This window comes from Streptococcus pyogenes (assembly GCF_002055535.1).
Lineage (GTDB): Bacteria > Bacillota > Bacilli > Lactobacillales > Streptococcaceae > Streptococcus > Streptococcus pyogenes.
This window is the reverse complement of sequence record NZ_LN831034.1, coordinates 1,583,771-1,595,995: the sequence shown is the minus strand read 5'-3', so window position 1 is coordinate 1,595,995 and position 12,225 is coordinate 1,583,771. Positions and strand designations below refer to the sequence as shown.

Here is a 12,225-nt window from a genome sequence, read left to right as displayed (position 1 = left end):
TTGCGATTAAGCATTTTTCTGTTTTAAGTAGGTCTCTAGCATTTTCTTTTGTGGTGTTGCAAAGGGATAAAGAGAAAAGTCCTCAATTGCTACCCACTTTAGGTGAGGAGCATTAGGTAAATCTGTTGCTTTGACCACCCCCTCTATGAGTTCTATTGTCCACTTCTGGTGACTAAAAGTGTGCTTAATATTTGGAAAGTGATTATCAGTCCATTGTGGCTTTAATTGATATTCTCTTTCGAAAGTTTCATTTTGGGTTTGCCAGATTATGGGGTTGGATTGATTGTCATCAAATAAATCTAATTGTTGAGAAAGAGGTGATGTTTCGATAATAGGAAATGACCAAAATCCTCCTAGAAGTCTCCCTTTAGTATTTTTCTCCAGTAGATACTGGCCATTTTGGTTACGAATGACAAAAGCCTGAATTCGCATTGGTTTAGGCTTTTTCTTTGGATTTTTTATGGGGTATTTACCATAAGTACCATTCAAATAAGCAGCGTTAAAGAAACGAATAGGGCTTTCATCAGGCCTAGGTGTCTTAGCGGATTCGATGTCTGTACCTAGATCCATAAGTGCCTGGTTAAAATCACCGGGTCTGTCAGGGTCAATTAGTATTTCCATAATAGCTTGAAAAATTTTACGATTTTTAGGGTCACCGATATCATAATTAACTTCAAACAAACGAGCCATGACACGCATCACATTGCCATCAACAGCAGGCTCTGGTAAGTTGAATGAGATGCTGGCGATAGCACCTGCAGTATAAGGACCAATCCCTTTTAATGAAGCAATATCATCATAAGTGTGAGGAAATATGCCACCAAAATCAACCATCACTTGCTGTGCAGCCTTTTGCATATTACGCACCCGAGAATAATAGCCTAGTCCCTCCCATGCCTTTAGTAATTGTTCTTCAGGAGCGTCTGCCAAATCTTTTATTTGAGGAAACCACTCTAGAAAACGTTTATAATAAGGGATTACCGTATTAACTTGTGTTTGTTGCAACATGATTTCAGAAACCCAAATATAATATGGATTAGTAGTTCTTCGCCAAGGGAGATCACGTTTTTCTTGGTCATACCACTCTAAAAGTGTGCGACGAAAAGAAGCGATTGTCTCATTATCCCACATATTAATACCATAATCTTTTAATTCAATCATGTTGTTATTGTAACACAGGAGTCTTAAAAAGAGTAAAAAAAGATTTTAGGTATTTGCGAAAAAGAAAAGGAAATATTATAATAATATTAGGTTTACCTCATCTAAATGTTGATTTAGAATAACTGAAATTAACGATAGAAGCAGACAGGTTTTAATTTGGAGGGGACATGTTCCAGAAATTAAAGAATCTTATTGATCGGTATTCGTGGTTCGTTTTTATAATGATGATTCTTGTGTTATTTCTTAACTATATTTATCCATTTGATCCTTCTTTGAGCGGACTACAGTTGGAATGGCTGATCATGACGCAAGTTTTTCCTGGATTAGGTATCGTATGTGCCATGGTTGCTATTATTTTTAAAAAGTTTAACCTTTTTGTTTTGGCCCTAATTTTATATTTTGCACTTTGGTTAAAACTTTTCCTTGCTTTTTCTTTTTTCACCTATTTTTTAGGAGTCTGACTAAGTGCCAATTTTTAAAACTCGTGAAAGAAAATGTTTGACAAAACTTAGTCAAGTAGAAAAAGTTCCTTGCTTTTAATTGACTATTAGTGTACAATAAGATTCTGTGAGTATACCTCACTTACTCACTCCAAAAGTAGTGAGTCATTAGACCAAAAGGAGGAAAATATCAATGGCTAAATACGAAATTCTTTATATCATTCGTCCAAACATTGAAGAAGAAGCTAAAAACGCTTTGGTAGCACGCTTTGACTCTATCTTGACTGACAACGGTGCAACTGTTGTTGAATCAAAAGATTGGGAAAAACGTCGTCTTGCATACGAAATCAACGATTTCCGTGAAGGACTTTACCACATCGTTAACCTTGAAGCGACTGACGCAGCAGCTCTTAACGAGTTTGACCGTCTTTCAAAAATCAATGGTGACATTCTTCGTCACATGATCGTTAAACTTGACGCTTAATTCCAACTAAGAGGGTAGTTTATGATTAATAATGTAGTACTAGTTGGTCGTATGACCAAGGATGCAGAACTTCGTTACACACCAAGTCAAGTAGCTGTGGCTACCTTCACACTTGCTGTTAACCGTACCTTTAAAAGCCAAAATGGTGAACGCGAGGCAGATTTCATTAACTGTGTGATCTGGCGTCAACCGGCTGAAAATTTAGCGAACTGGGCTAAAAAAGGTGCTTTGATCGGAGTTACGGGTCGTATTCAGACACGTAACTACGAAAACCAACAAGGACAACGTGTCTATGTAACAGAAGTTGTTGCAGATAATTTCCAAATGTTGGAAAGTCGTGCTACACGTGAAGGTGGCTCAACTGGCTCATTTAATGGTGGTTTTAACAATAACACTTCATCATCAAACAGTTACTCAGCGCCTGCACAACAAACGCCTAACTTTGGAAGAGATGATAGCCCATTTGGGAACTCAAACCCGATGGATATCTCAGATGACGATCTTCCATTCTAGTCAGAATGGATTGAACGAATACGAAATTATTTGAGTTCGGGCTAAAAATTTAGAACTTAGAATTTAGATCAACTCCCTAGGAAATCAAGATTTCTTGCCAGTTTTCTAAAATTCAGTCGTTTTTTAAGAGCCCTTAACATCATAATTTATAAAGGAGAAAATACATGGCTCAACAACGTCGTGGCGGATTCAAACGCCGTAAAAAAGTTGACTTCATCGCAGCTAACAAAATTGAATATGTTGATTACAAAGATACTGAGCTTCTTAGCCGTTTCGTTTCAGAACGTGGAAAAATTCTTCCTCGTCGTGTAACAGGAACTTCAGCTAAAAACCAACGTAAAGTAACAACAGCAATCAAACGTGCTCGCGTTATGGCTCTTATGCCTTACGTAAACGAAGACTAATAAACAAACAGTCCATTTCGGACTGTTTTTTAGTTGACTAGGACTAGTCTAGGCGTATAGGTGAGTTTTTTCTAAAAGAGAGAATGATAGTAAACGAAAATCCTTGCGTAGACAGCAAGGATGAAATGATTGTTATTTGTTAACAGGTGACATAGTGTTTTGAATGTTGTATTTGCGTTGTAGGTAATAGCGTAAAGCAAGGGAAACACCACCAATAATGAGCAAGGCAAGAGGAGGCAACTGTGGGTTAAGAGAGGTTGGTAAAAAGGCAGTTGCAGAGTACAAGGCAATCCAAATCAACATGGCTAATGATAAGGCTGCGATGATTTTGAACCAACTTGGACGAAGGCTCTTATCTTTTCCGAGATGACGGTAAATAAAGTAATAAGTAGCGTACATGGATGCTCCTCCACCAAAACCAAGTGCCAGTAAGGAAATCAATCCTGTAACTGTAGCGTTTGTGTTGAAGAAGGTCATGATGCCATTTAAAAGGGCAACAATTCCGATGAATAGCAAAGAGGTATCTAGCCACATCAACCAAGGATTGGTGTTTTTGTCAGTTTCTGCTGCTTTTTGACTAGGGTCTTGGCTAAAAGAAGCTGCCCAAGCAGTCGGAGTGCCTAATAGATTTCGAGCGGTGACTCCTTTTTTCTGGTTTTCGAGAATAGCTGGAATGGCTTCTTCGAGAATCAGCTTAATGTCCTCATCAGACTTGCCGTCTTGGATTAATTTGTTCGTAGCGGTGTGGATAAATTCTTGATTTTTTTTGGTAAGTTCTTGTAATTCCATGGGAATCCCTTCTTTATATGGGTTAGTTAAAGTAAGTCAATGATATTAGTTAGTGTCAAATGAGACTTTGGAGCCAGTCGTCTGACACAGAGTTTTGTCAGGTCTTAACCGCATTCTGCAGCTTACTCCACTCTAGAACCATTTTTTTCTAATAAAGTAAATCACAACAAAGGAACTAAGGAGCATAGCAATCAAGGTGATATACCAAAAAGCATGTTCTAGGCCATTTAGTGGTAACCAGTTGTTTTGGAAATTCATACCATAGGCGGAGAAAATCACAGTTGGTATATCTAAAGCCATGGTCATCAAGGCCAGTGTTTTCATAATGGTGTTCTGGTTATTGTTGATAATAGAAGCAGTGGTTTCGGTCATGGCATTCAAGACATTTTCATAAATGCCAGCCATCTCAATCGCCTGTTGGGTTTCAATCAAGGTATCTTCTAGCAAATCCTCGTCCTCAATGTATTTCTTGAGAGAGCTTGTTGAGCTGGATAATTTCTTGACGATGCGTTCGTTGAATTTCAAGGAAGCCTTTAAGTAGACAATGGATTTTTCAAGTTCCATCATGTCGATAAGTTCTTCATTTCGAGTAGCTGCTTCAAGCTGAGCTTCCAAACGTTCGCTTTGGCGATCAATGGTCCTCAAGGCAGTCAGAAAGAGCTCGGCGTTGCGATATAGAATCTGAAAAACAAAACGTGTCTTCATGAAGGTATAGAAATTTTTGACCCGGCGGTTGTGAAAATGATCGAAAAGGGTCATGTCATGCAGACAAGTTGTGATAACAGCATTTTCCGTTACAATAATGCCTAAAGGCATAGTAATATAGTAACTTTTATTGTTACGTTCTTCGTATATCGGGACGTCTACGATAATTAGGGTATAATCATCTTCTACGGCAATACGTGAGGTTTCTTCCACGTCCAAAGGGGCGCGCAAGTCAGAAATATCAATGTTAAATTGATCGGCGATCTTCATAGACTCTTCTTGGGAAGGGTTAACCAGTTTAATCCAAGCTCCTGGCTCGAATGTTTCTATTTCTTTGAATTCAATTGCCGATGAAAGAAACATTTGTTTCATGACAAGCCCTCCTTTTTGATGATTAACTGGTAGAGATTGACATCAAACCTTGATAATAAAGTCTTCTCAAGGATTTTCTGAAAAATTCTCAATACTTATCTATTATACCAAAATTCGCAAAGTTTGGGGCAATAGGTTATCAGAAATTTTTGTTATAATATAAGAAAGCTCGATGAGGAGGGTGCCTTTAGGCACATTCAAGATGCAAAATAAAATAATAATTCATGGGGCAAGAGCCCACAATTTAAAAAATATTGACGTGGAAATTCCACGAGACAAATTAGTTGTCGTGACAGGGTTATCAGGGTCAGGAAAATCTAGTCTAGCCTTTGATACTATTTATGCGGAAGGGCAACGTCGTTACGTAGAAAGTTTATCAGCTTATGCTAGACAGTTCTTGGGTAATATGGAAAAACCAGATGTGGATTCCATTGACGGTCTTAGCCCTGCTATTTCCATTGACCAAAAAACCACCAGTAAGAACCCTCGCTCAACGGTTGGTACGGTTACGGAAATCAATGATTATTTACGTCTACTATATGCGCGTGTGGGCACACCTTACTGTATCAATGGGCATGGTGCTATCACGGCGTCTTCTGCAGAACAAATTGTAGAGCAGGTCTTAGCCCTCCCTGAACGGACACGCATGCAGATTTTAGCTCCTGTTGTTCGTCGGAAGAAGGGGCAACACAAAACAGTTTTTGAGAAAATTCAAAAAGACGGCTATGTCCGTGTGCGCGTTGACGGGGATATTTTTGACGTGACAGAAGTGCCAGAGTTGTCCAAAAGTAAGATGCACAACATTGAGGTGGTTATTGACCGTCTGGTTAATAAGGATGGTATTCGTAGCCGTTTATTTGATTCGGTTGAAGCAGCTTTAAGGCTGGGAGATGGCTACCTTATGATTGACACTATGGATGGCAATGAACTGCTCTTTTCTGAGCATTATTCCTGTCCTGTCTGTGGATTTACGGTTCCTGAATTAGAACCAAGACTCTTCTCTTTTAATGCGCCGTTCGGCTCTTGTCCGACCTGTGATGGGCTAGGCATTAAGTTGGAAGTGGATTTGGACTTGGTTGTTCCTGACCCAAGTAAGTCTTTGAGAGAGGGAGCTTTGGCGCCTTGGAATCCTATTTCCTCCAATTATTACCCAACCATGCTTGAGCAAGCTATGGCAAGTTTTGGGGTGGATATGGATACACCTTTTGAGGCCTTGACTGAGGAAGAAAGAGATTTAGTGCTTTATGGTTCAGGTGATAGAGAATTTCATTTTCACTATGTGAATGATTTTGGTGGTGAGCGTAACATTGACATTCCTTTTGAAGGTGTTGTAACTAATGTTAATCGCCGTTATCACGAAACTAATAGTGATTATACGCGCAATGTGATGCGTGGTTATATGAACGAATTGACCTGTGCGACTTGTCATGGTTACCGTTTGAATGACCAAGCTTTGTGTGTGCATGTGGGTGGCGAAGAAGGACCTCATATTGGTCAAATTTCAGAATTATCGATTGCCGACCACTTGCAGTTATTGGAAGAATTGGAACTCACAGAAAATGAAAGTACCATTGCTAAACCGATTGTCAAAGAAATCCATGACCGTCTGACATTCTTAAATAATGTGGGACTGAATTATCTGACCTTGTCACGGGCTGCTGGGACTTTATCAGGTGGTGAAAGTCAACGAATCAGGTTAGCAACACAAATTGGTTCTAACCTATCAGGGGTGCTCTATATCTTGGATGAGCCTTCTATTGGATTGCATCAAAGAGACAATGACCGTTTGATCGAGAGCCTGAAAAAAATGCGTGATTTGGGTAATACGTTAATTGTGGTAGAACACGATGAAGACACCATGATGCAGGCAGACTGGCTGATTGATGTGGGACCGGGGGCAGGTGAGTTCGGTGGAGAAATTACTGCCTCTGGAACGCCGAAACAAGTGGCTAAGAATAAAAAATCCATCACGGGTCAATATTTGTCTGGTAAAAAATTCATTCCAGTGCCTTTAGAGCGCCGTTCTGGTAATGGCCGATTCATTGAAATAAAAGGAGCAGCGCAGAATAATCTTCAAAGCCTCGACGTGAGATTCCCACTGGGTAAATTTATTGCGGTCACAGGGGTATCAGGCTCAGGGAAATCAACCTTGGTTAATAGTATTTTGAAAAAGGCTGTCGCCCAAAAATTAAACCGTAATGCTGATAAGCCTGGTAAATATCACTCTATTTCTGGTATTGAACATATTGAACGCTTGATTGACATTGACCAAAGTCCGATTGGAAGGACGCCACGGTCAAATCCAGCCACCTATACGGGTGTCTTTGATGATATTCGAGACTTGTTTGCCCAAACCAACGAAGCTAAGATTCGTGGTTACAAAAAAGGCCGTTTCTCTTTTAATGTCAAAGGTGGGCGTTGTGAGGCTTGTTCAGGTGATGGGATTATCAAAATCGAAATGCACTTTTTGCCAGATGTTTATGTGCCTTGTGAGGTTTGCCACGGCAGACGGTATAATTCTGAGACGCTTGAGGTGCATTACAAAGGAAAAAATATCGCAGAAGTCCTTGATATGACTGTCGATGATGCCTTGGTATTTTTCTCTGCTATTCCTAAAATCGCTCGAAAAATTCAAACGATTAAGGATGTTGGACTTGGTTATGTGACCTTAGGTCAACCAGCTACCACCCTCTCTGGGGGAGAAGCTCAACGGATGAAGTTGGCTAGTGAATTGCACAAACGCTCGACAGGTAAGAGCTTGTATATCCTAGATGAGCCAACGACTGGTTTACACACAGATGATATTGCAAGGCTATTAAAAGTTTTGGAACGCTTTGTAGACGATGGTAATACGGTTCTTGTGATTGAGCATAATTTGGACGTTATCAAATCTGCTGACCATATTATTGACTTAGGACCAGAAGGTGGTGACGGAGGTGGTCAGATTGTTGCCACGGGGACACCAGAAGAGGTAGCTCAAGTTAAAGAAAGCTATACTGGTCATTATTTGAAAGTAAAACTACAACAATAGGATTAGGAGTTCGTTTGAGCTCCTTTTAATCTTTTAAATGCTCTCAAATCATGGTAAACTTAAAGTAGTTTTTTCATGCTACAATATTCTCAAAAGTTACCAAAGGAGTTCGCGATGTCAGGATTTTTAGAACAACGATTAGGTCACTGCCTAAGGCAGATGGCAGAGAAGGGGCTAGAGGCTCTTCTAGTCACCCATTTAACCAATAGTTATTACTTGACAGGTTTTTCTGGAACTGCAGCAACTGTTTTGATAACGGCCAAACGTCGTGTTTTGATCACAGATTCACGTTATACCTTGCTTGCTAAAGCTAGTGTTGAGGGATTTGATATTATCGAAAGCCGCACGCCGCTTAAGGTTGTGGCAGAATTGTTAGAGGCTGATCAAATAGATTGCCTTGGTTTTGAGGACCAGGTATCGTTTTCTTTTTACCAGGCCATGCAAGCAGAACTGTCAGGAATAACCTTGCTTGCTCAGTCAGGTTTTGTGGAGCATTTACGTCTTATTAAGGACGCCTCTGAAATCGATACCATTGCTAAAGCGTGCTCGATCTCAGACAAAGCATTTGAAGATGCTCTTGATTTTATTAAACCAGGGACAACCACTGAACGTGACCTGGCTAATTTTTTAGATTTTCGTATGCGTCAGTATGGTGCCAGCGGCACATCATTTGATATCATTGTAGCTTCAGGCTATCTCTCTGCCATGCCTCATGGACGCGCCAGTGACAAGGTTATCCAGAATAAAGAGAGCTTGACCATGGACTTTGGGTGTTACTACAATCACTATGTTAGTGATATGACGAGGACCATTCATATTGGCCAAGTTACTGATGAAGAACGTGAGATTTATGCTCTTGTTCTTGCTGCTAATAAGGCTTTAATTGCTAAAGCTAGCGCTGGCATGACTTATAGTGACTTTGACGGTATTCCGCGCCAACTCATCACTGAGGCGGGTTATGGCAGTCGCTTCACACATGGCATTGGTCATGGCATCGGGCTTGACATCCATGAGAATCCATTTTTTGGGAAATCTGAGCAACTTCTCCAAGCTGGAATGGTGGTAACAGATGAGCCAGGTATCTATTTGGATAACAAATATGGTGTCCGTATTGAAGATGACTTGGTTATCACAAAAACTGGTTGTCAAGTCTTGACCTTGGCACCCAAAGAATTAATTGTATTGTAAAAGAATGGTTCAGGAAAGGATTAGGGGAGAAGCAATGACAAATCGTTTATCATGGCAAGACTATTTTATGGCCAATGCAGAGCTGATTTCCAAGCGCTCTACCTGTGATCGCGCCTTTGTGGGAGCTGTTTTGGTAAAGGATAACCGCATTATTGCCACAGGTTACAATGGCGGAGTTTCTGCTACGGATAACTGCAACGAAGCGGGTCATTATATGGAAGACGGACATTGTATTCGCACTGTTCATGCTGAAATGAATGCTTTGATTCAATGTGCGAAAGAAGGAATTTCAACGGACGGAACTGAAATTTACGTGACTCATTTTCCTTGTATTAACTGCACTAAGGCGCTTTTGCAGGCGGGGATTACAAAGATTACCTATAAAGCACATTACCGTCCGCACCCCTTTGCCATTGAACTGATGGAGAAAAAAGGGGTTGCCTATGTGCAACATGATGTGCCTCAAATTGTTTTAGGAGGCGATAAGGAACAATAGAAAGTGTACCTAAAAGGACGGTCATAAAAGATTTGAGCCAAGGCCACTTTTGTGGTAAAATGAAGTGATAAATATTTTAGTAAGAGGTAATAATAATGATTGAAGCAAGTAAGCTTAAAGCAGGTATGACATTTGAAGCAGAAGGAAAATTAATCCGTGTCCTTGAAGCTAGCCACCACAAACCAGGTAAAGGAAACACTATCATGCGTATGAAACTACGTGATGTGCGTACAGGTTCTACTTTTGACACAACTTACCGCCCAGATGAAAAATTTGAGCAAGCCATCATTGAAACTGTCCCAGCACAATACCTATACAAAATGGATGACACTGCTTACTTCATGAACACTGACACTTATGATCAGTACGAAATTCCAGTTGCTAACGTTGAGCAAGAATTGCTTTACATTCTTGAAAACTCAGACGTGAAAATCCAATTTTATGGAAGTGAAGTGATTGGGGTAACGGTTCCAACAACTGTTGAATTGACCGTTGCGGAAACACAACCATCTATTAAAGGAGCGACAGTGACGGGTTCAGGGAAACCTGCAACTCTTGAGACAGGACTTGTTGTTAACGTTCCAGACTTTATCGAAGCTGGCCAAAAACTAATCATTAACACTGCAGAAGGTACTTACGTTTCTCGTGCTTAATCCTTTGTCAAAACAGATTAGTCTAAAAAAGAGAAAGGAAATGCTATGACAACTGAATATATCGGTGAAATCGTCATTTCACCACGAGTGCTTGAGGTTATTACGGGGATTGCTACGACACAAGTTGAGGGCGTCCACTCACTCCATAACAAGAAAATGGCAGATAGCTTTAACAAAGCAAGTCTTGGTAAAGGGGTTTATCTCCAGACAGAAGAAGATGGAAGTGTTACAGCAGATATTTATGTTTACTTGCAATATGGAGTCAAGGTCCCGACTGTATCTATGAATATTCAAAAAACAGTCAAATCTGCTGTGTACGATATGGCAGAAGTGCCTATTTCTGCAGTTAATATCCATGTTGAAGGTATTGTTGCGGAAAAGACACCAAAACCAGATTTGAAGTCACTTTTTGATGAGGATTTCTTGGATGACTAACAGCTTTCAAAATTCAAGAAGAGATTTGCGTGAACGTGCCTTTCAGGCTTTATTTAACATAGAGATGGGAGCTGAGTTATTGGCAGCTTCTCAGTTTGCCTATGGTTATGATAAAGTAACAGGGGAGGACGCTCAAGTATTGGAGCTGCCGATTTTTTTATTAAGTCTTGTGACGGGTGTCAATAATCATAAAGAAGAGTTGGATAACTTGATATCAACTCATTTGAAAAAAGGTTGGTCGTTAGAACGCTTGACACTAACAGACAAAACGTTATTACGACTAGGTCTTTTTGAAATCAAGTATTTTGACGAAACACCAGATCGTGTTGCACTAAACGAAATCATTGAAGTAGCTAAAAAATATTCTGATGAAACCTCTGCTAAATTTATTAATGGCTTACTTAGCCAATATGTCTCGGGAGCTCCTTCAGCAAATAAATCATAATAAGTCGGAGCAATCTTAGGATTGTATCCGATTTTTTCAATTTATGTACGAATATTAAAAGACAAACAAGCATACTCTCGCATCTAGAAAGAGTAAGCTTGTTTGTCTTTTAGAGTAATTAGTGATTGGTTATGTTTTGTTTAAATACTTGCTCCTGGAAGTAGCGTAATCGGTAAAATATAGTCTTTACTGGTTTTTTCTTTTTTAATTTTTTTGATGAGTATTTCGACACTCAATTTAGCAATCTCATCAATAGGTTGACGAATGGTCGCTAATTGAGGAACATATTGCTGGATAAATGTCGTTCCATCATAACCTATGACTTTCATATCCTCTGGAATAGTAATGTGAAGTTGTTTGGCTACTTTCATAATGAGGATAGCAGTTAAATCATCAGAAACGAAAAGGCCATCAGGTTTTCGGGTTGCCAAAATGGATTTAATTTCCATTTCGCGTCTAACAGGAGATAGGTTATTTGGTAATTTGATGATTTCTGCACTTCGTTTGAGCTGGTAGTTAAACCCTAGCTGGCGCAACCCTGTGGGCGAATCAGAATTGTCATTACCTGTAATCATGACAATGTTTTGGCAACCGTGTTTTTGCAAAGTTTGTGCGGCTAATTTACCACCTTCAAAATTATCTGAAGAAATAACCGGGATATTTGGCGCTAGATTACGGTCAAAAGCTACAATAGGAGCTTCGACACGCTCATAATCCTCAATTCCCAAATTATGACTGGAAGAAATAATGCCGTCCACTTGATTGGCCGCAAGCATTTCTAAATATTCGCGTTCTTTGACGGGATTATGTTCACTATTGCAAATAATAGTTTTGTAGCCCTGTTTAAACAATTCAATTTCCAAATGTTCAATTAATTCAGCGTAAAAGATATTGCTAATGTTGGGGAAGATAAGCCCAATGAGTTGGGTTGATTTACCTTGCAAACTTCTAGCGAGATTGTTAGGCTTGTAGCCCAATTCACGCATGGCCTTATTCACCTTATTCACTGTTTTTTGGGAAAGGTAGCCTTTTTTGTTGATTACTCGCGAAACAGTTGTTGGACTGACACCCGCCAAGGCTGCCACGTCTGTTAATTTTGCGACCACTTG

Annotated in this window: 14 protein-coding genes; 10 read left to right on the top strand and 4 right to left on the bottom strand. The window is 39.8% G+C overall.

The window, feature by feature from the left end; all coding sequences use genetic code 11:
* Nucleotides 1–6 precede the first annotated feature (6 nt).
* Nucleotides 7–1,161: an A/G-specific adenine glycosylase gene (mutY, locus tag B6D67_RS08495; protein WP_015055997.1), complete on the bottom strand. Its 1,155-nt coding sequence runs from the start codon at nt 1,159–1,161 to the stop codon at nt 7–9.
* Between the two features lie 167 nt (nt 1,162–1,328).
* On the opposite strand from mutY, the gene B6D67_RS08490 reads away from it, so the two are divergent.
* The 4 genes from B6D67_RS08490 (at nt 1,329) to rpsR (ending at nt 3,002) form a co-directional block, all read left to right on the top strand.
* On the top strand, nt 1,329–1,622 hold the full coding sequence (locus tag B6D67_RS08490) for a hypothetical protein (RefSeq protein WP_002983113.1): 294 nt from the start codon (nt 1,329–1,331) through the stop codon (nt 1,620–1,622).
* A 172-nt stretch (nt 1,623–1,794) separates the two neighbouring features.
* Nucleotides 1,795–2,085, top strand: coding sequence for a 30S ribosomal protein S6 (gene rpsF / locus B6D67_RS08485; RefSeq protein ID WP_002983117.1), 291 nt, complete (start codon nt 1,795–1,797; stop codon nt 2,083–2,085).
* 21 nt (nt 2,086–2,106) lie between these two features.
* Nucleotides 2,107–2,598: a single-stranded DNA-binding protein gene (locus tag B6D67_RS08480; RefSeq protein WP_002983122.1), complete on the top strand. Its 492-nt coding sequence runs from the start codon at nt 2,107–2,109 to the stop codon at nt 2,596–2,598.
* A gap of 164 nt (nt 2,599–2,762) precedes the next feature.
* A complete protein-coding gene (rpsR, locus tag B6D67_RS08475; protein WP_002983142.1) occupies nt 2,763–3,002 on the top strand; it encodes a 30S ribosomal protein S18 in 240 nt (79 codons plus the stop codon).
* Nucleotides 3,003–3,134: 132 nt separating this feature from the next.
* Here rpsR and B6D67_RS08470 read toward each other — a convergent pair whose 3' ends face one another.
* Nucleotides 3,135–3,791 carry a DUF1129 domain-containing protein gene (locus tag B6D67_RS08470; RefSeq protein ID WP_010922629.1) on the bottom strand — a complete coding sequence of 219 codons (657 nt, stop codon included), beginning with the start codon at nt 3,789–3,791 and terminating at the stop codon, nt 3,135–3,137.
* Between the two features lie 132 nt (nt 3,792–3,923).
* Nucleotides 3,924–4,868 carry a magnesium transporter CorA family protein gene (locus B6D67_RS08465; protein ID WP_002983147.1) on the bottom strand — a complete coding sequence of 315 codons (945 nt, stop codon included), beginning with the start codon at nt 4,866–4,868 and terminating at the stop codon, nt 3,924–3,926.
* Between the two features lie 202 nt (nt 4,869–5,070).
* On the opposite strand from B6D67_RS08465, the gene uvrA reads away from it, so the two are divergent.
* From uvrA to nusB, 6 genes are all read left to right on the top strand, one after another.
* Entirely contained in the window at nt 5,071–7,899 is a 2,829-nt protein-coding gene (gene uvrA, locus B6D67_RS08460; protein ID WP_015055996.1) for an excinuclease ABC subunit UvrA, read from the top strand.
* 114 nt (nt 7,900–8,013) lie between these two features.
* A complete protein-coding gene (locus B6D67_RS08455; RefSeq protein ID WP_010922627.1) occupies nt 8,014–9,087 on the top strand; it encodes a M24 family metallopeptidase in 1,074 nt (357 codons plus the stop codon).
* A gap of 34 nt (nt 9,088–9,121) precedes the next feature.
* Complete coding sequence (locus tag B6D67_RS08450; protein ID WP_002988493.1) at nt 9,122–9,583, top strand: deoxycytidylate deaminase; 462 nt, start codon at nt 9,122–9,124, stop codon at nt 9,581–9,583.
* Between the two features lie 95 nt (nt 9,584–9,678).
* Nucleotides 9,679–10,236 carry an elongation factor P gene (gene efp, locus B6D67_RS08445; protein WP_002988496.1) on the top strand — a complete coding sequence of 186 codons (558 nt, stop codon included), beginning with the start codon at nt 9,679–9,681 and terminating at the stop codon, nt 10,234–10,236.
* A gap of 45 nt (nt 10,237–10,281) precedes the next feature.
* Entirely contained in the window at nt 10,282–10,671 is a 390-nt protein-coding gene (locus B6D67_RS08440; RefSeq protein WP_002983163.1) for an Asp23/Gls24 family envelope stress response protein, read from the top strand.
* Nucleotides 10,664–11,116 carry a transcription antitermination factor NusB gene (gene nusB / locus B6D67_RS08435; protein ID WP_011285698.1) on the top strand — a complete coding sequence of 151 codons (453 nt, stop codon included), beginning with the start codon at nt 10,664–10,666 and terminating at the stop codon, nt 11,114–11,116. The genes B6D67_RS08440 and nusB overlap by 8 nt, the downstream gene beginning before the upstream one ends.
* Before the next feature lie 140 nt (nt 11,117–11,256).
* Here nusB and B6D67_RS08430 read toward each other — a convergent pair whose 3' ends face one another.
* Nucleotides 11,257–12,222 (bottom strand): LacI family DNA-binding transcriptional regulator, encoded by a 966-nt coding sequence (locus tag B6D67_RS08430; protein ID WP_002988504.1) that lies wholly within the window; start codon nt 12,220–12,222, stop codon nt 11,257–11,259.
* Between the last annotated feature and the right edge of the window lie 3 nt (nt 12,223–12,225).

Bases quoted from the DNA above. Each gene is read 5' to 3' on its own strand.
- uvrA (WP_015055996.1), top strand. From the start codon at position 5,071: ATGCAAAATAAAATAATAATTCATGGGGCAAGAGCCCACAATTTAAAA.
- B6D67_RS08470 (WP_010922629.1), bottom strand. From the start codon at position 3,791: ATGGAATTACAAGAACTTACCAAAAAAAATCAAGAATTTATCCACACC.
- B6D67_RS08450 (WP_002988493.1), top strand. From the start codon at position 9,122: ATGACAAATCGTTTATCATGGCAAGACTATTTTATGGCCAATGCAGAG.
- nusB (WP_011285698.1), top strand. From the start codon at position 10,664: ATGACTAACAGCTTTCAAAATTCAAGAAGAGATTTGCGTGAACGTGCC.
- mutY (WP_015055997.1), bottom strand. From the start codon at position 1,161: ATGATTGAATTAAAAGATTATGGTATTAATATGTGGGATAATGAGACA.
- rpsF (WP_002983117.1), top strand. From the start codon at position 1,795: ATGGCTAAATACGAAATTCTTTATATCATTCGTCCAAACATTGAAGAA.
- B6D67_RS08480 (WP_002983122.1), top strand. From the start codon at position 2,107: ATGATTAATAATGTAGTACTAGTTGGTCGTATGACCAAGGATGCAGAA.
- efp (WP_002988496.1), top strand. From the start codon at position 9,679: ATGATTGAAGCAAGTAAGCTTAAAGCAGGTATGACATTTGAAGCAGAA.
- B6D67_RS08465 (WP_002983147.1), bottom strand. From the start codon at position 4,868: ATGAAACAAATGTTTCTTTCATCGGCAATTGAATTCAAAGAAATAGAA.
- B6D67_RS08440 (WP_002983163.1), top strand. From the start codon at position 10,282: ATGACAACTGAATATATCGGTGAAATCGTCATTTCACCACGAGTGCTT.
- rpsR (WP_002983142.1), top strand. From the start codon at position 2,763: ATGGCTCAACAACGTCGTGGCGGATTCAAACGCCGTAAAAAAGTTGAC.
- B6D67_RS08490 (WP_002983113.1), top strand. From the start codon at position 1,329: ATGTTCCAGAAATTAAAGAATCTTATTGATCGGTATTCGTGGTTCGTT.
- B6D67_RS08455 (WP_010922627.1), top strand. From the start codon at position 8,014: ATGTCAGGATTTTTAGAACAACGATTAGGTCACTGCCTAAGGCAGATG.